The 22,948-nt window shown below is 67.4% G+C and carries 21 protein-coding genes, 1 tRNA gene and 1 other RNA gene; 12 read left to right on the forward strand and 11 right to left on the reverse strand.

Annotated features, from left to right (window positions below; genetic code table 11):
• Positions 1 to 35: 35 nt before the first annotated feature.
• Genes ACYVG2_RS13755 through ACYVG2_RS13765 form a run of 3 tightly spaced genes read right to left on the reverse strand, consistent with a single transcriptional unit; the run spans position 36 to position 4,600 of the window.
• Positions 36 to 3,011, reverse strand: coding sequence for a bifunctional [glutamine synthetase] adenylyltransferase/[glutamine synthetase]-adenylyl-L-tyrosine phosphorylase (locus ACYVG2_RS13755; RefSeq protein ID WP_460781528.1), 2,976 nt, complete (start codon positions 3,009 to 3,011; stop codon positions 36 to 38).
• A 4-nt stretch (positions 3,012 to 3,015) separates the two neighbouring features.
• Positions 3,016 to 4,353, reverse strand: a complete 1,338-nt coding sequence (locus tag ACYVG2_RS13760) for a glutamine synthetase family protein (protein WP_460781529.1) — start codon at positions 4,351 to 4,353, stop codon at positions 3,016 to 3,018.
• A gap of 10 nt (positions 4,354 to 4,363) precedes the next feature.
• Positions 4,364 to 4,600, reverse strand: a complete 237-nt coding sequence (locus ACYVG2_RS13765) for an SPOR domain-containing protein (protein WP_206476448.1) — start codon at positions 4,598 to 4,600, stop codon at positions 4,364 to 4,366.
• A 92-nt stretch (positions 4,601 to 4,692) separates the two neighbouring features.
• Between ACYVG2_RS13765 and ppgK the strand changes: the two genes are divergently transcribed.
• Together ppgK and ACYVG2_RS13775 are read left to right on the forward strand one after the other, a co-directional pair.
• Positions 4,693 to 5,451 carry a polyphosphate--glucose phosphotransferase gene (gene ppgK / locus ACYVG2_RS13770; protein ID WP_448965654.1) on the forward strand — a complete coding sequence of 253 codons (759 nt, stop codon included), beginning with the start codon at positions 4,693 to 4,695 and terminating at the stop codon, positions 5,449 to 5,451.
• A 95-nt stretch (positions 5,452 to 5,546) separates the two neighbouring features.
• Positions 5,547 to 6,029, forward strand: a complete 483-nt coding sequence (locus ACYVG2_RS13775; RefSeq protein ID WP_460781530.1) for a hypothetical protein — start codon at positions 5,547 to 5,549, stop codon at positions 6,027 to 6,029.
• Positions 6,030 to 6,078: 49 nt separating this feature from the next.
• On the opposite strand, the gene rnpB is transcribed toward ACYVG2_RS13775, so the two are convergent.
• The 4 genes from rnpB to ACYVG2_RS13795 all read right to left on the reverse strand — a co-directional run bounded on the left by rnpB (position 6,079) and on the right by ACYVG2_RS13795 (position 9,303).
• An RNA gene (rnpB, locus tag ACYVG2_RS13780) (RNase P RNA component class A) lies at positions 6,079 to 6,446 on the reverse strand.
• A gap of 14 nt (positions 6,447 to 6,460) precedes the next feature.
• Complete coding sequence (locus tag ACYVG2_RS13785) at positions 6,461 to 8,155, reverse strand: bifunctional 3'-5' exonuclease/DNA polymerase (RefSeq protein WP_460781531.1); 1,695 nt, start codon at positions 8,153 to 8,155, stop codon at positions 6,461 to 6,463.
• The gene (locus tag ACYVG2_RS13790) at positions 8,152 to 8,883 is read right to left on the reverse strand and encodes a zinc ribbon domain-containing protein (RefSeq protein ID WP_460781532.1); all 732 of its coding nucleotides are present in this window, start codon (positions 8,881 to 8,883) and stop codon (positions 8,152 to 8,154) included. Before ACYVG2_RS13790 ends, ACYVG2_RS13785 begins: the two co-directional genes overlap by 4 nt.
• A 45-nt stretch (positions 8,884 to 8,928) precedes the next feature.
• The gene (locus ACYVG2_RS13795; protein WP_460781533.1) at positions 8,929 to 9,303 is read right to left on the reverse strand and encodes a YchJ family protein; all 375 of its coding nucleotides are present in this window, start codon (positions 9,301 to 9,303) and stop codon (positions 8,929 to 8,931) included.
• Positions 9,304 to 9,352: 49 nt separating this feature from the next.
• Here ACYVG2_RS13795 and ACYVG2_RS13800 point away from each other — a divergent pair, with 49 nt between their 5' ends.
• Positions 9,353 to 10,192 (forward strand): aldo/keto reductase, encoded by an 840-nt coding sequence (locus tag ACYVG2_RS13800; RefSeq protein ID WP_460781534.1) that lies wholly within the window; start codon positions 9,353 to 9,355, stop codon positions 10,190 to 10,192.
• Positions 10,193 to 10,211: 19 nt separating this feature from the next.
• On the opposite strand, the gene ACYVG2_RS13805 is transcribed toward ACYVG2_RS13800, so the two are convergent.
• The gene (locus tag ACYVG2_RS13805) at positions 10,212 to 11,003 is read right to left on the reverse strand and encodes an SDR family NAD(P)-dependent oxidoreductase (RefSeq protein ID WP_460781535.1); all 792 of its coding nucleotides are present in this window, start codon (positions 11,001 to 11,003) and stop codon (positions 10,212 to 10,214) included.
• Between the two features lie 80 nt (positions 11,004 to 11,083).
• Here ACYVG2_RS13805 and ACYVG2_RS13810 point away from each other — a divergent pair, with 80 nt between their 5' ends.
• Complete coding sequence (locus ACYVG2_RS13810; RefSeq protein ID WP_460781536.1) at positions 11,084 to 11,578, forward strand: MarR family winged helix-turn-helix transcriptional regulator; 495 nt, start codon at positions 11,084 to 11,086, stop codon at positions 11,576 to 11,578.
• A gap of 41 nt (positions 11,579 to 11,619) precedes the next feature.
• The gene (locus tag ACYVG2_RS13815; RefSeq protein WP_460781537.1) at positions 11,620 to 12,645 is read left to right on the forward strand and encodes an NADPH:quinone reductase; all 1,026 of its coding nucleotides are present in this window, start codon (positions 11,620 to 11,622) and stop codon (positions 12,643 to 12,645) included.
• Positions 12,646 to 12,926: 281 nt separating this feature from the next.
• Here the strand turns inward: ACYVG2_RS13815 and ACYVG2_RS13820 are convergent.
• A tRNA-Val gene (locus ACYVG2_RS13820) sits at positions 12,927 to 12,999 on the reverse strand.
• Between the two features lie 153 nt (positions 13,000 to 13,152).
• Between ACYVG2_RS13820 and aceE the strand changes: the two genes are divergently transcribed.
• From aceE to ACYVG2_RS13855, 7 genes are all read left to right on the forward strand, one after another.
• A complete protein-coding gene (aceE, locus tag ACYVG2_RS13825; RefSeq protein ID WP_448965681.1) occupies positions 13,153 to 15,879 on the forward strand; it encodes a pyruvate dehydrogenase (acetyl-transferring), homodimeric type in 2,727 nt (908 codons plus the stop codon).
• A 31-nt stretch (positions 15,880 to 15,910) separates the two neighbouring features.
• Positions 15,911 to 17,104: a PucR family transcriptional regulator gene (locus ACYVG2_RS13830; RefSeq protein WP_448965682.1), complete on the forward strand. Its 1,194-nt coding sequence runs from the start codon at positions 15,911 to 15,913 to the stop codon at positions 17,102 to 17,104.
• Between the two features lie 97 nt (positions 17,105 to 17,201).
• Entirely contained in the window at positions 17,202 to 18,122 is a 921-nt protein-coding gene (locus ACYVG2_RS13835; protein WP_460781538.1) for an ACP S-malonyltransferase, read from the forward strand.
• A complete protein-coding gene (locus ACYVG2_RS13840; protein WP_460781539.1) occupies positions 18,119 to 19,120 on the forward strand; it encodes a beta-ketoacyl-ACP synthase III in 1,002 nt (333 codons plus the stop codon). Before ACYVG2_RS13835 ends, ACYVG2_RS13840 begins: the two co-directional genes overlap by 4 nt.
• A gap of 68 nt (positions 19,121 to 19,188) precedes the next feature.
• Positions 19,189 to 19,437 carry an acyl carrier protein gene (locus tag ACYVG2_RS13845; protein WP_259062007.1) on the forward strand — a complete coding sequence of 83 codons (249 nt, stop codon included), beginning with the start codon at positions 19,189 to 19,191 and terminating at the stop codon, positions 19,435 to 19,437.
• A gap of 99 nt (positions 19,438 to 19,536) precedes the next feature.
• Positions 19,537 to 20,772, forward strand: coding sequence for a beta-ketoacyl-[acyl-carrier-protein] synthase family protein (locus tag ACYVG2_RS13850; RefSeq protein ID WP_460781540.1), 1,236 nt, complete (start codon positions 19,537 to 19,539; stop codon positions 20,770 to 20,772).
• A complete protein-coding gene (locus ACYVG2_RS13855; RefSeq protein ID WP_460781541.1) occupies positions 20,772 to 21,233 on the forward strand; it encodes an ASCH domain-containing protein in 462 nt (153 codons plus the stop codon). Before ACYVG2_RS13850 ends, ACYVG2_RS13855 begins: the two co-directional genes overlap by 1 nt.
• A gap of 146 nt (positions 21,234 to 21,379) precedes the next feature.
• Here the strand turns inward: ACYVG2_RS13855 and ACYVG2_RS13860 are convergent, their stop codons facing one another.
• Together ACYVG2_RS13860 and ACYVG2_RS13865 are read right to left on the reverse strand one after the other, a co-directional pair.
• On the reverse strand, positions 21,380 to 21,883 hold the full coding sequence (locus tag ACYVG2_RS13860) for a DUF3145 domain-containing protein (protein ID WP_448965687.1): 504 nt from the start codon (positions 21,881 to 21,883) through the stop codon (positions 21,380 to 21,382).
• A gap of 174 nt (positions 21,884 to 22,057) precedes the next feature.
• Entirely contained in the window at positions 22,058 to 22,831 is a 774-nt protein-coding gene (locus ACYVG2_RS13865) for a hypothetical protein (RefSeq protein WP_448965688.1), read from the reverse strand.
• Positions 22,832 to 22,948: the final 117 nt, after the last annotated feature.

Here is a 22,948-nt window from a genome sequence, read left to right on the forward strand (position 1 = left end):
TGCTCAGCCTGAGCCAGCGCCGACGATTGCGCAACTCAGCCGTAGAAGAGGTTCTCGAACGCCCGACGTGCTCGTCTGGTGACGCCGAGGTAGTCCTCCTCGACGGCAGTGGCAGACCCGTCGGGGTAGCCGAGCAGATGACCGAGCGCATCGAGCTCTCGGCGATCGGCCGGAAGCATGTCCGAGGTGTGTCCCGTCCGCAGCGTGATGGCCGAACGCAGCCTGCTGGCCAACAGCCACGCCTCCCGGAGCTTCTCCGCATCATCCGCCGGGACGAGGCCAGCGTCGACCGCGGCGTGAAGAGCGTCCAACGTCGACGTCGTCCGCAGCGCAGGCACCGCATGCGCGTGCTGCAGCTGCACGAGCTGGATCAGCCACTCGACATCGCTCAGTGAGCCCGGCCCGAGCTTGAGGTGGCGACGCGGGTCTGCACCCTGAGGAAGGCGCTCGCCCTCCACCCTCGCCTTGATCCGCTTGATCTCGCGCAGTCCCTGCTCGTCGACCTGTTCCGGATAGCGGATGCTGTCGGCGAGTTGCATGAACTTCGCGAGCAGCTGCGCACTGCCTGCGACGCCACGAGCGCGCAGGAGCGCCTGCGCCTCCCACGACACCGACCAACGCCGGTAGTACTCGGTGTACGCCGCCATGGAGCGCACCACGGGCCCCTGTCGTCCCTCCGGGCGCAGATCCGCATCGAGCTCGAGCGGCACGCGGTGGTCGGTCAGGTGCTCGCGGAGGCCGGCGACCAGCTTGGTCGAGAGGCTCTGGGCACGCTGAGGATCGATCCCGTTGGGGTCGTAGACGTACAGGATGTCGGCATCCGATCCGAAGCCCAGCTCCGCGCCGCCGAAGCGCCCCATGCCGATAACCGCGAAATCGAGTGCATCGTCCTCGGGCGGCACCACTTCTCGGCGCACGGCTCGCAGACCCGCCTGAATCGTCGCGTCGGTGATCGCAGTGAGCGATGTCGCGATCTCCTCGATGGTGAGGACGTCGAGCACAGCGCCCATGGCCGTGCGCAGCAGCTCCCGTCGTCGAAGCGCGCGTACGGCCTTCAATGCCGGGCCCACCGACTTGTGACGGGTCTGGATGGCCCGTGCCTCTTCGTAGAGCTGCGACGCGGCGCGCGGACGAAGCCGCTCCGGGCTGTCCAGCCAGGCGACCGACTCGGGTATCCACTCCAGCAACTCGCCGATGTAGCGCGAGGCCGACAGCAGGCGCGTCAGGCTCTCCGCTGCGCCGGACGAGTCGCGCAGCATCCTCAGGAACCAGGAGGTGTCGCCGAGTCGTTCGCTGATCCGCCGGAACGCGAGCAGGGCGTAGTCGGGATCGCTGCCGTCCGCGAACCAGCGCACCATGATCGGCATGAGATGGCGTTGGATCGTGACCTTTCGGCTGATGCCGGAGGTGAGCGCGCCGATATGACGCAGTGCGCCCGCAGCATCCCTGAAGCCGATGGCGGCGAGACGATCATGAGCCTGCGCCGTCGAGAGGGTGCGCTCCTCCTCCGGAAGCGCGGCGACGGCGCTCAGCAGCGGCCGGTAGAACAGCCGGGTGTGGATGTCGCGGACTTCGCGTCGCACGCTCTCCCAGAGCGCCCAGATCCCGTCTCCGGTGTCGGCCAGTCCGGTGGCCCTGGCGAGGATGCGCAGCTCGTCGGTCGTTCTGGGCATGAGGTGCGTGCGCGCGAGCTCACGCAGCTGCAGGCGGTGCTCGAGGAGGCGGAGCGTCCGGTAGTCCGTCGCGAAGGTCGCCGCGTCCTCGCGTCCGATGTACCCGCCTGCCACGAGGGCGTCCAGGCTCTCCAGGGTTCCCTTGGTGCGCAGGCTCGGGTCCGTGAGCCCGTGCACGAGCTGCAGCAACTGCACCGTGAACTCGATGTCGCGCAGTCCGCCCGTTCCCAGCTTGATCTGGTGGGCCGCGTCCTCGGGGTCGATGTGCTCCGTGACGCGCTCGCGCATCCGCTGCACGCTGTCCACGAAGTTCTCGCGTGCCGCACTGGACCAGATCTTGGGCTGCACGGCGTCGATGTATGCCTCACCGAGCGCCGGATCGCCGGCGAGCGGTCGTGCCTTGAGAAGAGCCTGGAACTCCCAGCTCTTCGCCCATCTGTCGTAGTACGCCAGATGAGAGCCGAGTGAGCGCACCAGCGCTCCCTGCTTGCCCTCGGGACGAAGGTTCGCGTCCACCTCCCACAGCGGCGGCTCGACTTCGATTCCGGACAGCCCGCGCATGGTTTCGATGGCGAGCTTCGTCGCGATGTCGATCGCGCGGCCCTCTTCGAGTCGCTCCTCATCCGCCGTGCCGCCGACGAAGATCACGTCTACGTCGCTCACGTAGTTGAGTTCTCGGGCACCTGCCTTGCCCATCCCGATGATCGCGAGCTGCGTGAGGGCGACTTCGTCTCGCGAACGGACGGCGGCGACCCTGGTGCGGGCCACCGCGAGCGATGCTTCCAGCGCCGCCCCTGCGGCGTCCGCGAGAGCGGCCGAAACGGCGGCGATCCGGAGTGCGGGTTCGGGCGCCGAGAGATCGACGGCGGCGATCTCGGCGAGCGAGCGACGGTACTCGACCCGGAGGGCGACCAGCGCGGAATCGTCTGCGGAGCCGGCGAATCCGTCCTCGGCGCCGACGGCGTCGAGCAGACGCTCGCGCAGTGCCACCGCGCTCGGCACCAGCGGCCCCACCTCGCTCAGCACGGAGAGCTGCGCAGGATGTCTGAGGAAGAAGTCCGCCAGTCCTGTCGACGCGCCGAACACGCGCCAGCACACAGCGCGCGCGTCTTCATCCCGCAGCACCTGCTGCAGCGCGATCGGGTCACGACGCGCCACGCGCACCATCCCGGCGGCCGCGCCGTCGGGATCCGCGCAGACCGCACCGTCGACGAGTGCCGCGCGTTCGATGCCGACCAGCGTCGACAGTTCGTCGAGAAACTCGGCTGCAGCCCTCAGCTCAGTGAAGCCGATCTTCGCGAGGGAGGACAGTGAGGAGGTGGAGTCCGATCGAGCCATCGGCTCAGAGAAGCTCGAGGTTGCTCTTCAGCTCGAACGGCGTGACCTGACCGCGGTAGGCCTCCCACTCCTTGCGCTTGTTGAGCAGCACGTAGTTGAAGACCTGCTCGCCGAGGGTCTCTGCGACGAGCTCCGAGGACTCCATGTGCTCCAGTGCGTGGTCGAGGCTGGCGGGCAACGAGGAGTATCCGAGAGCACGACGCTCCGCGTCGCTCAGCGACCACACGTTGTTCTCCGCCTCAGGCGGCAACTCGTACTCCTCTTCGATCCCCTTGAGCCCGGCCGCGAGCAGCAGCGCATAGGCGAGGTACGGGTTGGCCGCAGAATCGAGGCCGCGGTACTCGACGCGCGAGGACTGGCTCTTGTGCGGCTTGTACATCGGCACGCGAACGAGGGCTGAGCGGTTGGTGTGCCCCCAGGTCACGAAGCTCGGCGCCTCGTCACCGCCCCACAGCCGCTTGTACGAGTTCACGAACTGGTTCGTGACGGCGGCGATCTCGTTGGCGTGCTTGAGCAGGCCGGCGATGAAGTGCCGCCCGGTCTTGGAGAGCTGGTACTGCGCACCCTCCTCCCAGAAGGCGTTCTGATCGCCTTCGAAGAGCGACATGTGCGTGTGCATGCCGCTGCCGGGCTGGTCGCTCATCGGCTTCGGCATGAACGTGGCGTACACGCCCTGCTCGATCGCGACCTCCTTGACGACCGTGCGGAACGTCATGATGTTGTCGGCCATCGTGAGCGCGTCCGCGTAGCGCAGGTCGATCTCGTTCTGACCAGGCCCGCCCTCGTGGTGGCTGTACTCGACCGAGATGCCCAGGTCTTCCAGCATCCGCACCGAACGTCGGCGGAAGTCGTGCGCCGTTCCACCCGGCACGTTGTCGAAGTACCCGGCGGAGTCGACCGGCACCGGACCCTCAGGGCCGATCAGCGACGACTTGAGCAGGTAGAACTCGATCTCGGGGTGAGTGTAGAACGTGAAGCCGGCGTCGGCGGCCTTGGCGAGCGTGCGCTTGAGCACGTGCCGCGGGTCGGCGACGGCGGGCTGGCCGTCAGGGGTGGTGAGATCGCAGAACATGCGGGCGGTCGGGTCGACCTCGCCGCGCCACGGCAGCGTCTGGAAGGTCGTCGGGTCGGGCTGCGCCAGCAGGTCGGACTCGTACGTGCGAGTGAGGCCCTCGATCGCGGAGCCGTCGAATCCGATGCCCTCGGCGAACGCGCCCTCGACCTCGGCCGGCGCGATCGCCACCGACTTCAAAGTGCCGATCACGTCGGTGAACCAGAGGCGCACGAACTTCACGCCGCGCTCTTCGATCGTGCGCAGCACGAAGTCCCGCTGCTTGTCCATTCCCATATGACTAGTGCTTCCCATCCGCGTCGGTCGCCTTGTGCACGTCGGTCGCCTTGCGCCAGTCCTCGTCGATGGCTTCCTCCACCGCCCACGCCTCCGAGCGCGCGCGCAGCAGGTCGAGTGCACCCGCAGCCGCCTCGGCGGTGTCGAAGGGACCGATTCGGTCGACAGCGGGCGACTCGTAGCCGTGCTCCACCTGGCCGGTGCTGGTGTTGTACCAGTACTTGCGCTCCCCGCTGGACATGTATGAATCCTCACCGCGAGACATGGCCGCTCCCTTCGTAAGCTTCTGTCACGATCCTACTGTCGTCTCGCGTGCTCGCTAGGCTATTGACCATGGCAAAAGCGATCGGCGTCGACATCGGCGGCACAGGCATCAAGGCAGGAATCGTCGACCTCGATAAAGGGTCCCTCGACTCGGATCGTGTTCGCGTGGACACCCCCAAGGGTGCATCTCCTGACGACGTCCTCAAGGCCGTCAATGAGGTACTCGACACACTCGAGGTGCGGGAGTCGGATCTGCCTCTCGGCGTGGCCTTCCCCGCGATCGTGAAGAACGGCAAGACGCTCTCGGCGGCCAACGTCTCCGACAAGTGGATCGGCTTCGAGGCCGAGAAGTTCTTCGAGGACGGCCTCGGCCGTCACATCGCCTTCGTGAACGACGCGGATGCCGCCGGAGTCGCCGAAGTGCGCCACGGCGCGGCGCGTGACGTCGACGGGCTCACGATCCTGGCCACGCTCGGCACCGGCATCGGCTCGGCGTTTCTGTACGACGGCGTCCTGCTGCCGAACACCGAACTCGGCCACCTGCTCTACAACGGCACGACGGTCGGCGACGCGTCCATCGAGCGGTGGACGGCGTACTCGGCGATGGAGCGCGAGAAGCTCTCGTGGGAGGACTGGGCGGCACGGCTCCAGGTGTTCTTCTCGCACGTCGAGTTCCTGTTCAGCCCCGATCTGTTCGTCGTCGGCGGCGGCGTGTCCAAGCACCCGGAGAAGTTCATCCCGCTGCTCGAGCTCAACACGCCCATCATCCCGGCCATCCACCGCAACTCGTCGGGCATCATCGGAGCCGCGTCTCTCGCGGCCGACTGATCCCGCCCCGACCGCATACGAAGGGCTCGGCGACCTGATCCGGTCGCCGAGCCCTTTGACATGGTGGGGCCCCGCGCAGGGACTATGGTCTTCTCATGAAGCGCGACGAGCTTTGGCTGGCGCAAGACGGCAACTTCACCCAGGTGCGCGTCAAAGGCCCTGTGGCGCGGTTCGTGAGTTACGTCGGCGGTGTGATCGAGCTGCTCATCGGCCCCGCCTTGATGATCACACTCGCAGTCGTCGGCGCGTTCGAGTTGCCCACGCTGATCGGCGGAGTGGCGATCATCGTCATCGTCGGCGGGCTGGGACTGGCAACGATCGTCTCCACCGCCCGCATGCAGCGACGGGTGCGCCGCCTCGAGATGCACGGTCGTCCAGCGACCGCCGAGGTACAGGATCCGAGATCGGTGAGCCTCGGAGAAGAGACAGGTATCGAAGTCACCCTGCGCATCAGCGGACCTGACGTTCCTACGTTCGAGACGACGCACCGAGGGAGTGACAGCGCCATCGAACGTTTGGGACGGTCGTTTCCCGTCATCGTCGATCCGTCCGATGGCGCCTACATGATCGTGCGCTGAAAGGGACTGGCCCTTAGGCGACCATGTGGCCAGGTCAAGTCTGATTAAACGAATGGGCCGGCCTGTACGCCGGGTTCTGTTCCGGGGCCTCTCTCGAGGATTCCCTTCGACGGCCATCTCTCTCGGCGACACGTTGCCGTGCCGCTCCAGCGGTCTACCCGAGGACTCGGCGAGCCGCGTCAACATCCTCTGTCTGACCTTGCTCCGGACGAGGTTTACCTGGCGGGTCATGTCACCATGACCCCCGGTGGTCTCTTACACCACCCTTTCACCCTTACCGGGGCGAGCCCCGGCGGTCTGCTCTCTGTGGCACTTTCTCGCGGATTGCTCCGGGTGGGTGTTACCCACCATCCTGCCCTGTGGAGCCCGGACGTTCCTCGGTGCGGTCTCCCGCAACGCGACCGTCCGGCCGACCCATTCGCACTTCCAGTCTACTTCTCCGCAGTCCGGACGATTCGCAGGTCAAGGGGCACATCGATCGGGAACCCGCCGAACAGCCGTCGGGTCGCGACGGCGGCTGCCTGCCGCACGGCCTCTGCGGCGGCTTCCGCGGACTCCGCGGGAACGTGCAGGATGACCTCGTCGTGGAGGAAGAAGGCCAGATGCGCGTTGTGCGCGAAAGGCCCGGATGCCGCGGCCGGAGTCGATGCTTCCGGAAGTCCGCGCAGTCGGTGCCGGATCTCGGCGAGCCAGATCAGCGCCCATTCGGCGGCCGTGCCCTGCACCACGAAGTTTCGGGTGAAGCGGCCGCGCTCGCGCGCACTCTGCCGCGCGCGCTTCACCTGGATCGGGTCGACGTCCGCACCACTCGCATCGCCCTGTGCGGCCTGCCATGCCGCATCGGGACGAGGCGAGGACCGGCCGAGGCTCGTCGACACCACACCGCCGTCCTCTCCTGTGCGGGCGGCATCGTCGACGAGCCGCATGGCCCGCGGATACACCTTGCGCAGTCGAGGGACCAATCGCCCGCTGTCGCCAGTGGTGGCCCCGTACATCGCACCGAGCACGGCGTACTTCGCCTCCTCACGCGTGGCCACCGCCCCGGATGCCACGACGCCCGCGTAGAGATCACGCCCCCTGGCCGCCTCTGCCATCGCCTTGTCACCGGCCATCGCCGCCAGCATGCGCGGCTCGAGCTGGGCGACGTCCGCGACGACCAGCATCCAGCCCTCATCCGCGTGCACGGCAGGGCGGAGGATGCGCGGGATCTGCAGCGCTCCCCCGCCAGATGACGCCCAACGGCCGGTGACGACGCCCCCGGGGATGTACACGGGGCGGAAGCGACCGTCGTGCACCCACTCGGACAGCCACGCCCAACCGTTCGCGCTCAGCAGGCGCGAGAGCTTCTTGTAGGCCAGCAGCGGCTCGATAACCGGATGCGCCACCTCGCTCAGCTCCCACTGGCTCGTCGATTCGACGTTCACGCCCACGCGATGCAGCGCTCGGAGCAGTTTCACATGGCTGTCGAGGTGGAGCTGCGCGTCACCGAGGTGGAAACGCACCTTCTCGGCGAGTTCGGCCATGCGCGCGGGTTGGCCGCCACCCGCAGGTCTCGGACCGAGCACATCGACGAGGATGCGGTCGTGCGCCTCGGCATCCCACGGTACTCCGCCCGCGCGCATCTCCTCGGCGATCAACCCGCCTGCCGATTCCGCCGCGCACAGCAGCGACAGCCGACCCGTCTTGTCCGACGCGATCACCCGGCACTGTTCGCCGTACTGCTCAAGCAGGTCATCCACGGAGTCGCCGGACGGCCGCGCGATCAGGTCGAACAGCGCCGGAGCGCCGTCATCCGCGTCGCGTGGAAGCCAGTCCGCGGAGGGCGCGAGCGGGCGCGCCACGCTGTCGGTGTCCCTGAGGATCGCATGGCACAGCAGCAGGTCATGCGCCCGCGCCAGGAGGACGCCCTCGCCCAGCAACCGCGGGTACAGCTGTCTCGCGCTGCGGATCACCCAGCGCGGGGACCGCGTGCTTTCGGTGTCGCGCACCCAATCGACGAGGTCGGCCCGCGGGAGTTCGATGCGATCGCGCTCCGCGCCGTCGGCATCGAGCTCGACGGCGATGAAGTCACCGCTGCCGGCGGACGCCAGCAGGATTCTCGCGTCCGATGCGGACGCCCCCTTCACAGGCCTGATTCGTCGGTGCGCACGAGGATGGCGCCGCACTCGGGGCAGGACAGCACGGCGTCGGGTGCTGCCTGACGCACTTCGCTCATATGCGTTCCCGACAGCATCATCCGGCACCCCTCGCAGGTTCCGCGGCGCAACAGGCCGACGCCGATGCCACGAGATGCGCGGCGCTCGTAGTCGGCGAGCAGATCGGCGGGAATGGTCCCCGTGATGGCCGCGCGATCGCGCGCGAGGTGCTCGCCCTCGGTCGTCGCCGCCGCCACCGCCGCCTTCGCCTGCGCGGTGAGCTCGGTTCCCTCCGCCGTGGTCACATCGATGAGAGCTTGCTGGGCCGCGACGGCGGCCTCGGCCTCTTCCACGCGCGACATGACTTCGAGCTCCATGTCCTCCAGGTGGCTGACCCGCTTGGCGAGGCTGGCGAGCTCGTGCTCGAACGCCTGCGCATCCTTCGAGTTGGTGGTGGCGGCCAGCCGCTCGGAGTCGCGCGTGCGCCGTTGCTCCACGAGCTTCACGTCGGATTCCAGTCGAGCGAGTTCGGTGCGGGCGTCGTCGCGGGCGCCGGTGAGGGCCGTCAGTTCGCGCAGCTGCTCCTGGCGCTCTTTCGCGAGCTCGTTGATGCGCGGCCCCTGTGGCGGCGTGGTGCGTGCGCGCTCGGCCTGCTGGATACGGCGATCCAGGTCGGCGACGTCGAGAAGGAGGCGCTGATGCTCGGGGCTGGCGTTCACATCTCCAACCTACCCGCGCGCGTGGACATCCGACGATCGGATCGTTCAGCCGGGCGTGCCATCGACGTACGACCAGACCCCGTCCTCGCGGATGAACCGGCTGCGCTCCTTCATCGATGCCTGCGCACCGCCCTCCCTGTAGAAGGCCTCGAACGACACGATCCCTGTGGAATCGAACGGACCGCCGGCCTCGGTCCCGAGGATGTCGAGGCGCGTCCATCGGAGATCGTCGTCGAGGTCGAGGTCGAGCGGCCGGGTCGACGCGTGCCACGAACGCAGAAGATACGCAGCATCCCCGACCGCGAACGCCGTGAATCTCGAACGCATGAGACGCTCTGCCGTCGGCGCCTTCGCACCACCGGAGAGCAGCGGGCCGCAGCACGACTCGAATGTGTCGCCGGAGAGGCAGGGACATCGCATGTGTCCATTGTGCCGCGTACGCTGATGAGCGAACCTGAAGGAGAACACGATGACCGCTCTGCCCACCCGCACAGCCCACAACGGCTTCACCCTCCCCGCCATCGGGCTGGGAACGTACCGCCTCAACGGCGCGGAGGGGGCTGCGGCGATCGCCGCGGGAATCGACGCCGGCTACCGCTTGATCGACTCGGCGTTCAACTACGAGAACGAGGGAACCGTAGGGCGAGGCGTGGCGGATGCGACGACAGATCGTTCCGAGGTCATCGTCACCACCAAGCTCCCCGGCCGCCACCATCCCATCGAGAAGGCGCGTACGAGCATCGAGGAGAGCCGGTTCCGTCTGGGCCTGGACGCGACGGATCTGCACTTGATCCACTGGCCCAATCCCATCCAGGACGAGTACGTGCAGGCGTGGACGGCACTCGTCGATGCGCAGCAGCGCGGCGTGGTCCGGCAGATCGGCGTGTCCAACTTCCTGCCGGAGCACCTGGAGCGCCTCGAGCACGAGACCGGTGTGCGCCCCGTCGTGAACCAGATCGAGCTGCACCCGTATTTCCCCCAGGAGGAGCAGCTCGCCTACCACCTCGAGCACGGCATCATCACCGAGGCGTGGAGCCCGATCGGACGCGCGAAGGCGCTGCTCGAGGAGCCGGTGATCGTCGAGGTCGCGACCGCTCACGACATCTCGCCCGCGCAGGCCGTACTCGCCTGGCACGTCGCGCGTCAGAGCGTCGCGATCCCGAAGGCCTCGTCGCTGGAGCACCAGCGTGCGAACCTCGCCGCAGCTTCCGTCGTCCTCGACGACGCCGAGGTCGCCGCGATCACTGCCCTGGGGCGTGCGGACGGCCGCCTGTTCGACGCCGACCCGAGGTCGCACGAGGAGTCCTGAGCGGCGGCACCGCCGCAGATCAGACGATGGTCGTCAACACGCCGCCATCTGCTCGCAGGGCCGCGCCGTTGGTCGCCGACGACAACGGACTCGCGAGGTAGAGCGCGAGGTTGGCGATCTCGTCCGGTTCGATGAAGCGCTGGAGCAGCGACGTCCTGTTCTCACCGATGATGGCCGTCTTCATCGCATCCTCCGCGATGCCCTGCGCCTGGGAGAGCGTGGTCACGGTGTCTGCGACGCCGTCGGAGTACGTCGGGCCGCCCACGATCGTGTTCACCGTCACCTCGGTACCGCGGGTGAGCTTCGACAACCCGTTGCTCAGCGCCAGCATCGCGGCTTTCGTGACGCCGTAATGCACCATGTCAGCCGGGATGTTCACGCCTGATTCGCTGCCGATGAAGAGGATGCGACCCCAACGCTTCTCGAGCATCTTCGGGAGGGCGTGTCGCGAGAGGCGCACCGCACTCATGACGTTGACGTCGAAGTACTGCTGCCAGTCGTTATCACCGATCTCGCCGAAGGGAGAGAGTCCGAAGAGTCCGACGTTGTTGACCAGGACGTCGACGTCACCCAGCTCTGCGATCAGCCGCGCTGTCTGCCGCTCATCCCCGAAGTCCGCGACGATGCCCGTGACGGCGGCACCGGCATCCCGTGCCTTCAGTCGACGAACCGCGGCGTCGACCATCTCCTCGCTGCGGCCGTTGATGGTGACCGACACGCCTTCGTCGAGCAGCGCGCTCGCGATCGCGAAGCCGATCCCCTGCGTCGATCCGCTCACGAACGCGGTCCTGCCTTGCAGTTTCAGTTCCATCTCGCTCCAATCACTTTCTCAGTAAAGTCATGCTCCATCATTTGACTTGACTGCGCAAGTCATTCGAGTAGTCTGCTGGCATGTCCGATCTTCCTGAATCCCCGGCTCTCGACGACGATGAGCTGGCGACCTGGTCGTCTCTGGCCACGCTCCTCGAGTGGCTGCCCGCAGCGCTCGATGCGCAGCTGCTCGCCGATTCCGGGATGACGCACTTCGAGTACGGGATCCTGTACGCCCTCGCGGACGCCCCCGAGACGACCCTCCGCATGAGCGTGCTCGCCGACTACGCGAACAGCTCGCTCTCCCGTCTCTCACGCGCAGCCTCACGCCTGGAGAAAAGGGGGTGGATGCGCCGGGCCCCCGACCCGGCTGACGGCCGCTTCACGCTCGCGACACTCACGGACGCGGGGATGACCAAGGTCGAGCAGGCGAGCCCCGGTCACGTGAAGATCGTGCGCCGGCTGGTCATGGATCCGCTGACGACCGCGCAGGCGAAGCAGCTGACGTCGATCAGCCGTCGGATCCTCGGCGCGATCCGCGAGGACGAGGGCTGGCGACCCGCCGCACATCGCTGACGCCACGGAATACCCGCAGACGCCTGCGCCTTGCAACCGACATGAGAGCAATCGTGTACACGGACAAGGGCGGCTCCGAGACGCTCACATTGATCGAGCGCGAGGCGGGGCAGCCGGGTCCGGGTGAGGTGCGCGTCCGCATCCATGCGTCCGGAGTGAATCCCACCGATTGGAAGGCGCGTGCATCGACGGGAGCGCCGATGCCTTTCGATCATGTCGTGCCGAATCAGGACGGTGCCGGTGTCGTGGATGCCGTCGGCGACGATGTCGCGAATCTGCAGGTGGGCGATCGCGTGTGGCTGTACCTCGCCGCGCATGAGCGTCCGACCGGTACCGCGCAGGACGTGACGATCGTCCCCGCCATCCGCGCCGTACGTCTCCCGGACGGTATCGACTTCGACGTCGCCGCGAGCCTCGGCGTTCCCGCCATGACCGCGCATCGCGCGCTGACCGTGCACGAGTTCGGCCCTTCGCGCCTCGCACCAGGTGCCCTCTCCGGTCGCATCGTGCTGGTGCAGGGCGGGGCAGGAGCGGTAGGGCACGCGGCGATCCAGCTCGCCGTCTGGGCAGGAGCGACCGTGCTCACGACCGTGAGCAGCGATGAGAAGGAGGCCCTCGCCCGCGCAGCCGGTGCCCACCATGTGTTCCGCTATCCCGACGAACGACTGGCCGAGCGCATCCTCGAGGTCGCGCCCGGCGGCGTGGATCACATCGTCGAGGTCTCTCCCGCGATGAACGCGGCCCTGGACGTCGCCGTGGTCGCGAACCACGGTTCGATCGCGTTCTACGCGAACGACAAGGGCGACACGATCACCATCCCGATCATCGCCACCTTCGCGAAGAACACGCGTTGGCAGGGACTGCTGCTCTACACGGTCGGCGAGGAAGCTCTCGCTGCGGCGGTGAAGGACATCACGGCCGCGCTGGAGGACGACGCGCTTCCGGTCGGAGAGGCGGTCGGGCTCCCCCTGACCTGGTTTCCTCTAGAGGAGACGGCTGCCGCGCACGACGCCGTGCAGCAGGGCACGATCGGGAAGGTGCTCATCCGCGTCGCAGAGGACGACTGACTCGGCGCGGCACTCGCGTCGTCCATTCGGACCGACACGGTCGAGTCATCCTCCGGTACCAATGGATATGGGCCCAGCGGTGGATGCGAGCGGAGGTCGCGGCTCGTAGCGTTGATGTTGTCGCCGTGAGCCAGAAGGCACGGCAGAGGGTCAGGCACTCGGGCAAAGCCGACCCCGGGCGGGGTCAGCGATCGGGTTCGCGGCCCCGCCCTTTTCATCAGGGCGCCGCAGAAGTGCAGACCTGGGGCACGACGCTCGTGATCACGTTCGCGAGTGAGAAGTGGGCCCTGCCGGGATCGAACCGACGACATCCACGGTGTAAACGTGGCGCTCTACCAGCTGAGCTAAAGGCCCTGGTGCGTTCAGTCTATCCATGTCGCGGATGCGCGACGGAGTCTGTTAAGAGGGCTAGGCTGAATGCGGCGCGCGTTGTGCCGAGCCGACAAGGCTCCCCGCGTCGCTTCCCGTTTCCTTGGCAAGACCTGCCAGCTTGACGAAAGGCTCCTTGTGACCGTTCACGACCAGGATCCGTACTCCCAGGGCCCCCTCGACAGCGATCCGGAGGAGACCGGCGAGTGGCAGCAGTCACTTGACGGGCTGGTCGATTCCAAGGGTCACGGCCGCGGCCGCGAGATCATGCTCAGCATGCTCAAGCGGTCGAAGGAGCTCCACCTCAACGTGCCGATGGTTCCGACCACCGACTACATCAACACGATCGCGTCGGAGAACGAACCGGACTTCCCCGGCGACGAAGAACTCGAGCGCCGCTACCGTCACTGGATCCGCTGGAACGCGGCGATCACGGTGCACCGCGCCCAGCGTCCGGGCATCGGCGTCGGCGGGCACATCTCGACCTACGCATCGGCGGCCTCGCTCTACGAGGTCGGCCACAACCACTTCTTCCGCGGACAGGACGACTCGTCCGGCGGCGACCAGATCTTCTACCAGGGCCACGCCTCCCCCGGCATGTACGCCCGCGCATTCCTCGAAGGACGCCTGAGCGAGGCACAGCTCGACGCGTTCCGCCAGGAGAAGTCCGGCGCGCCCAACGGCATCCCGTCGTACCCGCACCCGCGCATGATGCGCGACTTCTGGCAATTCCCGACCGTCTCGATGGGCCTCGGCCCGATCAACGCGGTGTACCAGGCCATGGCCAACAAGTACCTCGAGAACCGCGGCATCAAGAGCGTCGCCGACTCCCACGTGTGGGCGTTCCTCGGCGACGGAGAGATGGACGAAGTCGAATCGCGCGGTCAGCTGCAGGTCGCCGCCAACGAAGGCCTCGACAACCTCACCTTCGTGATCAACTGCAACCTGCAGCGTCTCGACGGCCCGGTGCGCGGCAACGGCAAGATCATCCAGGAGCTCGAGTCGTACTTCCGCGGCGCCGGCTGGAACGTCATCAAGGTCGTCTGGGGACGCGAGTGGGACGACCTGCTCGCCCGCGACACCGAGGGCGCGCTCCTCAACCTGATGAACGTCACCCCCGACGGCGACTACCAGACCTACAAGGCCGAGAACGGCGCGTTCGTGCGCGAGAACTTCTTCGGTCGCGATGAGCGCACCGCCGCTCTGGTCAAGGACTACACCGACGACCAGATCTGGAAGCTGCGCCGCGGTGGCCACGACTACCGCAAGGTGTACGCGGCGTACAAGGCCGCGATGGAGCACAAGGGCCAGCCGACGGTGATCCTCGCGAAGACGGTCAAGGGCTACGGCCTCGGCCCGCACTTCGAGGGGCGCAACGCGACGCACCAGATGAAGAAGATGACGCTGGAAGACCTCAAGCTCTTCCGCGACACCATGCAGATCCCGATCACGGATGCGCAGCTCGAGGAGAACCCGTACCAGCCGCCGTACTTCCACCCCGGCGCGCAGGACGAGACGATCCAGTACATGCTGGATCGCCGTCGTGACCTCGGCGGCTTCCTGCCCGAGCGTCGCACCACCCACGTCGGTCTCACCCTCCCCGAGGACAAGGACTACGCGTTCCCGAAGAAGGGCTCCGGCAACCAAGAGGTCGCCACGACGATGGCGTTCGTCCGCATGCTCAAGGACCTCATGAAGGTCAAGGGCTTCGGCGAGCGGGTCGTGCCGATCATCCCCGACGAGGCGCGGACCTTCGGAATGGACGCGTACTTCCCGACCGCGAAGATCTACAACCCGAACGGCCAGAACTACACGGCCGTCGACCGCGAACTGCTGCTCGCCTACAAGGAGAGCCCGCAGGGCCAGATCATGCACGTCGGCATCAACGAGGCCGGTGCCACGGCGGCGTTCACCGCCACCGGCACGGCGTACTCGACGCACGGCGAACCGCTCATCCCGATCTACATCTTCTACTCGATGTTCGGCTACCAGCGCACCGGAGACGCGTTCTGGGCCGCAGCCGACCAGATGGCTCGCGGCTTCGTGATCGGGGCGACCGCGGGTCGCACCACGCTGACAGGTGAGGGCACGCAGCACGCTGACGGCCACTCCCCGCTGCTCGCGTCGACCAACCCCGCCACGATCACGTACGACCCGGCTTACGGCTACGAGGTGGCGCACATCGTGCAGGCGGGCATCGAGCGCATGTACGGCGGATCGCACCCCGACCCCGACGTGATGTACTACCTCACGGTCTACAACGAGCCGTTCAAGCAGCCGGCCGAACCGGAGAACGTCGACGTCGAGGGCATCCTCAAGGGCCTGCACCGGGTCTCCGAGGGCCAGGGCGACGGCCCCCGCGTCCAGCTGCTCGCCTCCGGCGTCGGCGTGCCGTGGGCTCTCGAGGCACAGGAACTGCTCGCGAAGGACTGGGGCGTGGTCGCCGATGTGTGGTCCGTCACCAGCTGGACGGAGCTGCGCCGCGACGGCCTCGCCGCAGACGAGCACAATTTCCTCCACCCCGAGGAAGAGCCGCAGGTCGCGTACATCACGCAGAAGCTGCAGGGCGCCGAGGGTCCGTTCGTCGCGACCAGCGATTTCATGCACGCGGTGCAGGACCAGATCCGCCAGTGGGTTCCGGGCGACTACTACACGCTCGGCGCCGACGGCTTCGGCTTCGCTGACACCCGTGCGGCGGCCCGTCGATTCTTCAAGATCGACGGCCCCTCCATGGTGGTCCGTGCGCTCCAGGGTCTCGCAGACAAGGGGCAGGTCGAGCGCTCGGTGATCGCTCAGGCGATCTCCAAGTACGACCTGCACAACGTCAACGCCGGCACGAGCGGAAACGCCGGCGGCGAGAGCTGAGCGCCGTGTGACCGGATCGTCTCCCGCTTCGATGGACAAGGCAACGAAACTCGCCTGGCTGCGCCGCATATCCGGCGATCTCGCCACCGCGACGATCCAGCGCCTTGAGGACACGTTGCCCTGGTACGCCGACATGCCACCAGCTCGCCGCTCCGCGGTCGGGCTGGTGGCCCAGGCGGGCATCACCTCGTTCATCCAGTGGTTCGACGATCCGACCTCCACTCCGTGGATCGCGGCCGACATCTTCGCCGCCGCTCCCCGCGAGCTGCTGCGAAGCGTCAGCCTCACCCAGACCCTCCAGCTCATCCGCGTGACCGTCGAGGTCACGGAGGAGCGGGTCGCGGGCAAGGGCGAGGATCTGCGCGAGGCCATCCTGCTGTACTCCCGCGAGGTCGCGTTCGCCGCGGCCGACGTCTATGCACGCGCCGCCGAAGCACGCGGCCTCTGGGATGCACGACTCGAAGCGCTCGTGGTCGATTCCATCCTGACCGGCGAGGCGGACGAAGAACTGCCCAGCCGCATCGCGGCTCTCGGCTGGCACGGCCACGGCGAGGTGTGCGTGCTGGTGGGCACGACGCCTCCGCAGTTCGATGTCGACCACGTGCGCCGCACCGCCCGCAAGCTCTCGGTCGACGTCCTCATCGGCGTTCAGGGCTCGCGCCTCGTGCTGGTGCTGGGCCGCGCACGCGTCGTCGGGCGCGAGGACGTCGCGGACGAGCTCGCCTTCGAAGACATCGCCGCGCGTCTGGAGCCTTCATTCGGCCCGGGCTATGTCGTGCTCGGCCCTCCGGTCGCGGCTCTCGTCGACGCGGGTCAGAGTGCACGCGCTGCTCTCGCCGGTTTCGCCGTCGCGCGGGCATGGCGAACGGCCCCCCGCCCCGTCGAGGCCGATGACCTGCTGCCGGAGCGCGCACTCGCCGGTGATCCTCTGGCGAAGCAGACGCTCATCGAACGCATCTACCGTCCTCTGCAGGCGCACTCGACCGATCTGGTGACGACGCTGTGGAGCTATCTCGACAACGGCCGCTCCCTCGAGGCCACGGCGCGCGAGCTCTTCGTGCACCCGAACACTGTGCGCTATCGCCTCAAGCGCGTGAGCGAGGTCATCGGTTGGGATGCCACAGGTCCCCGCGAGGCCCTGATCCTGCAGACGGCGCTGATCATCGGATCGATCGGCGCCACGGATCCCGTGCGCCGACGCCCGGCCAACCGCCGCACACGCTGACCCCACGCCCGAACGCTGTACGCCACACACAAGGGAATCTCGGAATCTTGTGAGGGTTCATCCACCGTTCTGGCGCGAACGTTGGCAGACTGAGTAGGTGATTGTCGCCTGCTGCCCTGGACAGGGCTCACAGACCCCCGGTTTCCTCACCCCATGGCTCGAGTTGGACGGCGTCGCCGACACCCTCGCGGCGTACTCCGAGGCTTCCGAAGTCGATCTCATCCTCCACGGCACGGAGTCGGACGCCGACACGATCCGTGACACGCGCATCGCGCAGCCGCTCATCGTGGCGGCGTCGTTGATCGCAGCGAAGGCACTGGTCGACCGCGCCGGTCGAGTTCCTGACGGCGTCGCCGGTCACTCGGTCGGCGAGCTCGCGGCTCTGGTGGGCTCCGCGGTCATTTCTGCAGAGCAGGCCATGCGCCTGGTCGGCGTGCGTGGACGCGCGATGGCGGATGCCGCGGCACAGACACCGACGGGGATGAGCGCGGTGATCGGCGGAGACGAGCAGGCAGTGCTCGATCGCCTCGCAGAACTCGAACTCTCCCCCGCCAACTACAACGGCGGCGGTCAGATCGTCGTCGCCGGAGCCCTCCCTGCGCTCGCGCGCCTCGCCGACGAGCCGGTGAAGGGCACCAGGGTCATCCCGCTGCAGGTCGCCGGTGCGTTCCACACTTCGTACATGGCGTCCGCCGTCGAGACGCTGCGCGACGCTGTCGGCGAGGTCGTCCCGAGCGATCCGCGGATCACGCTCTGGACCAACAGCGACGGCACGATCGTCACGTCGGGCGCAACGGCGCTCGACCTGATCGTCAACCAGGTCTCTGCACCGGTGCGGTGGGACCTCTGCATGGCTTCCTTCGCCGACAACGGCATCACCGGCCTCATCGAGCTCGCTCCGGCGGGGGCGCTCACCGGTCTCGCCAAGCGCGGCCTCCGCGGCACGCCCACCGTGGCCGTCAAGACACCAGAAGACCTCGATGCAGCGGCTGAGCTGCTGAACGGAGCAGCCGCATGACCGCCACCCTGAAGCAGGCCACCGGCCCGCAGTACACCCGGATCCTGTCGTTCGGCGCCGCACGCGGAGAGAACGCCGTACCGAACGAGGACCTCATCGGTCCCATCGACTCCAGTGACGAGTGGATCCGCCAGCGCACCGGCATCATCACCCGTGCGCGCGCCGTCAAGGAGACCGACGCGATCGACCTCGCCGCCATCGCGGCAGCGGAAGCGATCGAGAAGTCAGGTGTCGCAGCATCCGAGGTCGACCTCGTGATCGTCGCGACCATCAGCAATCCGAAGCAGTCGCCCTCGGTGTCGGCGATCGTCGCCGACCGGGTCGGCGCGAACCCGGCTGCCGCATACGACGTCAACGCCGCGTGCGCCGGCTACGCGTACGCCATCGCACAGGCCGACGCGCTGATCCGCGCCGGCGCCGCGCACTACGCGCTCGTGATCGGCGCCGAGAAGCTCTCGGATGTCGTCGACCCCGCAGATCGCAGCATCTCGTTCCTGCTCGGCGACGGCGCTGGTGCGGCAATGATCGGCCCCAGCGAGACACCGGGCATCGCACCGGCTGTCTGGGGCTCAGACGGCTCGAAAGCGGATGCCGTGGGCATGAACGGCACGCTCACCCAGTTCCGCGACGGCGAGGTGCCGTGGCCGACACTCCGTCAGGAGGGGCAGACCGTGTTCCGCTGGGCTGTGTGGGAGATGGCCAAGGTCGCGCGGGAGGCCCTCGAGGTCGCAGGAGTCGAAGCGGCGGACATCGCCGCTTTCATCCCGCACCAGGCCAACATGCGCATCATCGACGAGTTCGCGAAGCAGCTGAAGCTTCCGGAGACCACAGTCATCGCACGCGACATCGAGACCACCGGCAACACCTCGGCGGCCTCGATCCCTCTCGCGAGCCATCGGCTGATGGCCGAGCACCCCGAACTGTCGGGTGGGCTCGCCCTGCAGATCGGCTTCGGCGCCGGTCTGGTGTTCGCCGCGCAGGTCGTCGTCCTCCCCTGATCCCGCCCGGCGACCTCCTAAACTGTTCATCGGTTCCGAATACAACCCGCAAGAAAGAGGAAAACCACATGGCTTTCACCAACGATGAGGTCCTCGCCGGCCTCTCAGAGCTGATCACCGACGAGACCGGCATCGACGGCTCAGAGGTCGCGCTCGAGAAGTCCTTCACGGACGACCTCGACATCGACTCGATCTCGATGATGACGATCGTCGTCAACGCCGAGGAGAAGTTCGGCGTCACCATCCCCGACGACGAGGTCAAGAACCTCAAGACCGTCGGAGACGCCGTCAACTTCATCGTCGCCGGCCAGGCGTAAGACCTGAGGGATGCCACCCTCGCGTCCTGCGGGGCGTGGCATCCTCTGCCTTCCCTCTCCAGAGACCGCTCTCGTCCCCTTCGACAGGAACCACACCCAATGACCAAGCGCATCGTCGTCACCGGTATCGGCGCCACTTCCGCCATCGGCGGCACGGCTCCGGAGAACTGGACCAATCTGCTGGCCGGCAAGTCCGGGGGCCGTACCCTCGAGCACGAGTGGGTCGAAGAACTTCAGCTCCCCGTCACGTTCGCCGCTGAGGCGATGGTGCGTCCGGAAGAGGTGCTCGCACGTCCGGTCGCCAAGCGCCTCGACCCTTCGTCGCAGTTCGCGCTGATCGCGGCGATGGAGGCCTGGGAGGACGCGGGCTCTCCCGACGTCGATCCCGAACGGCTCGGCGTCGACTTCGCCACCGGAATCGGCGGCGTATGGACGCTGCTGGACGCCTGGGACACGCTTCGCGAGAAGGGCCCCCGTCGCGTCATGCCGATGACGGTCCCCATGCTGATGCCGAACTCGGCAGCCGGCAACCTCTCCCTCCACTTCACTGCACGCGCCTTCGCGCGCACCGTCGCTTCCGCCTGCGCGTCCAGCACGGAGTCGCTGGTCAACGCCTACGAGCACCTGCAGGCCGGTCTGGCCGATGTCGTGATCGCCGGTGGCACGGAGTCGGCCATCCATCCGATCACGATCGCGTCATTCGCTTCGATGCAGGCGCTGTCGCGTCGCAACGACGACCCCGCCACCGCCTCCCGCCCGTACTCGGAAGACCGCGACGGCTTCGTGATGGGTGAAGGAGCCGCCGTCCTCATCCTCGAGACGGAAGAGCACGCCAAGGCGCGCGGTGCCAAGATCTACGCCGAGCTCGTCGGCGGCGGCGTCACGGCAGACGCGTACCACATCACCGCCAACGCACCCGAGGGCGCAGCGCGCGCGGTCACGCTGGCGCTCGAGACCGCCGGTCGCACACCCGACGAGATCACACACGTCAACGCCCACGCGACGTCGACCCCGGTCGGCGACCCCAACGAGTACGCCGCGCTGAAGAGCGTCATCGGCGACCGCGTGCACGACATCCCCGTGTCGGCGACGAAGGCATCCACCGGTCACCTGCTCGGCGGCACCGGAGCACTAGAGGCGATCTTCACGATCCTCGCGATCCAGAACCGCGTCGCTCCCCCGACCATCAACCTCACCACGCAGGACCCGGAGATCCCGTTGCGCGTGTCCGGGGATGCGCAACCCCTCGGCGACGGTCCGCAGCTCGCGATCAGCAACTCGTTCGGCTTCGGAGGGCACAACGCCGTCGCCGCGTTCGCGTCCTACGAGGACTGATGATCGATCCCGCGTCTCTGGCCGCGTTCTGGGCCGAGGCGCGCACGGCTCACCCTGAGCTGCCGCCCCGGCTCCCCGTCGCGTGGGCTTTCGGGGCGACGCCCGCGCACGCCGACGGGCTGTTGGAGCTGGTGCTGGCCGGTACGAAGACGGGCACCGCCTCCTCCCTGTGGGACTACGAGGCCAGCGGAGATCCGGTTCCCGAGCACGGCGAGCTGAGCATCATCCTCGACGGCGCCGGTGAACCGCGGGCGGTCATCGAGACGGTCGACGTGCGCACCGTGCCCTTCGACCAGGTCACCGCTGAGCATGCGCACGCCGAGGGCGAGGGCGACCGCACGCTCGCGCATTGGCGCGAGGTCCACGAGCGGTACTGGCGCATGCATTCGGAGAACCCTCGTGGCTTCGAGGCGGACATGCCGGTCGTCTGCGAACGCTTCCGCCTGATGCACCCGAGCTGAATCGGGCGCATGATGAAGGCCTCGTCTCCGACGCTGTCGGAGCGAGGCCTTCGTCGTGCGGGGCGGGATTCGCGTTCTCGGAGTCCGGGATGATTCACCGGCATCCGCTACTGACGCCTCCTGCGCCCCGGGTCTGCGGGTCGGCCTCAGCCGACCTTGTGAAGCCAGACGACCGTCGCATCGTCGCTGGCGTGGCGGAACGGCTCGAGCTCGTCGTCCCAGGCGGATCCGAGCGCGACGTCGAGCTCGCGCTGCAGTTCGAGAGCACTCCCTGCCGCGATCTCCATGGCGTAGCGGATGCGGTCCTCGCCGATGACGATGTTGCCTGCCGCGTCCGTCTGCGCGTAGTGGATGCCGAGATCGGGCGTGTGCAGCCAGCGTCCTCCGTCGCTGCGCGGCGTCGGGTCCTCGGTCACCTCGAAGCGCAGGTGCTCCCAGCCGCGGATCGCGGTCGCGAGCGCAGCGCCGGTGCCGACGGGGCCGTCCCAGTAGAACTCGGCACGACGAGATCCTTCGAGTACAGGCTGTTCAGCCCACTCGAAGTTCACCGCACGACCGATAGCGCGTCCGACCGCCCATTCCAGGTGCGGGCAAAGCGCGCGAGGCGCGGAGTGGATGTACACCACTCCGCGTGCGTAAGCCGTCGCCATGATCTCTCCGTTTCTTCAGGTGCGTCTTCCCCAACGACCTGAGCCAACGAAGTGTGGCGAGAATATGCGGTTATACGCCGATTATCGCCCAGACAGGCGGAAATCACAAGCGTGTGATTATGAAGACAGCCCCGGCCTGCCGGCCGGGGCTGTCTTCGAACAGCGATGTGCGGGTTACGCCTCGCTCATCGCCTGCTTGACCTGCTGGCCCTTGGCTGCGTAGTAAGCGGCGCGCGCAGCATCCTTGCGTGCCTGCTCGGCATAGCCTGCCTCGAGAACGTCCTGAGGGACCTCGAAGTTCTCGACCTGGTCGGTGCCGTGGTACTTCTCGATGTAGGCATCCAGCTCAGGACCCGACGTCCACGAGGTGATGAGGTTGTAACGGGGCTCCGACCCGACGTGCGTCGCGGCGTGCCACAGACGCTGCGTGTCGATGATCAGCTGCGCGCCGGCCGGAAGCGCGATGCGCACCTCACCGGCCGGATCCGTGCGGTTCTCGCGCAGGACGAAGAAGCTGTCCTTGTCGTCGGTGAGGTTGAAGAAGCCTCGGACCACCCATCCGGTTCCATCGGGGTTGAGGCGGTTGTTGTCGTCCTGGTGGAGGTTGTAGAGGCAGTCGCCGTACGGGGTCGGCTGCAGCTCGATCACACGGCAGCGACCGACGTTCGCGCCGGGCTCCTGCGCGCGACGCGTCAGGTTGGGGGCCTTCGCGACCTGCGAGTCGATCCACACGCCGTCCTTGTCGGTGCGCGGCGGCTTGTGGTTCCAGAAGCCGTTGCACTCGATGTCGCCGAACGCACTCGCGAGCGGCGCGAAGCGGGTGTCACCCGACGACTTCCAGTCGTTGTACTCGATGTCCAGCCACTCTTTGGGATCGAGGTCCTGGTTGTAGCTGTCGAGGACGACGAAGCCCTTTTCCTCGAGAGCCGCGGATTTGATGTATCCCATGATCTAGGTCATGTCCTTTCATCGGGGGCCAGCACGTTTTAACAGGCCCTGATAAGGCAAGCCTAACAGCGCCTCCCTCGACGCCAGCGTGCCCCGGCGCCCGCGATTCGTCGGCGG

The organism is Microbacterium shaanxiense (genome assembly GCF_054779995.1).

Bases quoted from the DNA above. Each gene is read 5' to 3' on its own strand.
- ACYVG2_RS13755 (WP_460781528.1), bottom strand. From the start codon at position 3,011: ATGGCTCGATCGGACTCCACCTCCTCACTGTCCTCCCTCGCGAAGATC.
- ACYVG2_RS13760 (WP_460781529.1), bottom strand. From the start codon at position 4,353: ATGGACAAGCAGCGGGACTTCGTGCTGCGCACGATCGAAGAGCGCGGC.
- ACYVG2_RS13765 (WP_206476448.1), bottom strand. From the start codon at position 4,600: ATGTCCAGCGGGGAGCGCAAGTACTGGTACAACACCAGCACCGGCCAG.
- ppgK (WP_448965654.1), top strand. From the start codon at position 4,693: ATGGCAAAAGCGATCGGCGTCGACATCGGCGGCACAGGCATCAAGGCA.
- ACYVG2_RS13775 (WP_460781530.1), top strand. From the start codon at position 5,547: ATGAAGCGCGACGAGCTTTGGCTGGCGCAAGACGGCAACTTCACCCAG.
- ACYVG2_RS13795 (WP_460781533.1), bottom strand. From the start codon at position 9,303: ATGCGATGTCCCTGCCTCTCCGGCGACACATTCGAGTCGTGCTGCGGC.
- ACYVG2_RS13800 (WP_460781534.1), top strand. From the start codon at position 9,353: ATGACCGCTCTGCCCACCCGCACAGCCCACAACGGCTTCACCCTCCCC.
- ACYVG2_RS13805 (WP_460781535.1), bottom strand. From the start codon at position 11,003: ATGGAACTGAAACTGCAAGGCAGGACCGCGTTCGTGAGCGGATCGACG.
- ACYVG2_RS13810 (WP_460781536.1), top strand. From the start codon at position 11,084: ATGTCCGATCTTCCTGAATCCCCGGCTCTCGACGACGATGAGCTGGCG.
- ACYVG2_RS13815 (WP_460781537.1), top strand. From the start codon at position 11,620: ATGAGAGCAATCGTGTACACGGACAAGGGCGGCTCCGAGACGCTCACA.
- ACYVG2_RS13830 (WP_448965682.1), top strand. From the start codon at position 15,911: ATGGACAAGGCAACGAAACTCGCCTGGCTGCGCCGCATATCCGGCGAT.
- ACYVG2_RS13840 (WP_460781539.1), top strand. From the start codon at position 18,119: ATGACCGCCACCCTGAAGCAGGCCACCGGCCCGCAGTACACCCGGATC.
- ACYVG2_RS13845 (WP_259062007.1), top strand. From the start codon at position 19,189: ATGGCTTTCACCAACGATGAGGTCCTCGCCGGCCTCTCAGAGCTGATC.
- ACYVG2_RS13850 (WP_460781540.1), top strand. From the start codon at position 19,537: ATGACCAAGCGCATCGTCGTCACCGGTATCGGCGCCACTTCCGCCATC.
- ACYVG2_RS13855 (WP_460781541.1), top strand. From the start codon at position 20,772: ATGATCGATCCCGCGTCTCTGGCCGCGTTCTGGGCCGAGGCGCGCACG.
- ACYVG2_RS13860 (WP_448965687.1), bottom strand. From the start codon at position 21,883: ATGGCGACGGCTTACGCACGCGGAGTGGTGTACATCCACTCCGCGCCT.
- ACYVG2_RS13865 (WP_448965688.1), bottom strand. From the start codon at position 22,831: ATGGGATACATCAAATCCGCGGCTCTCGAGGAAAAGGGCTTCGTCGTC.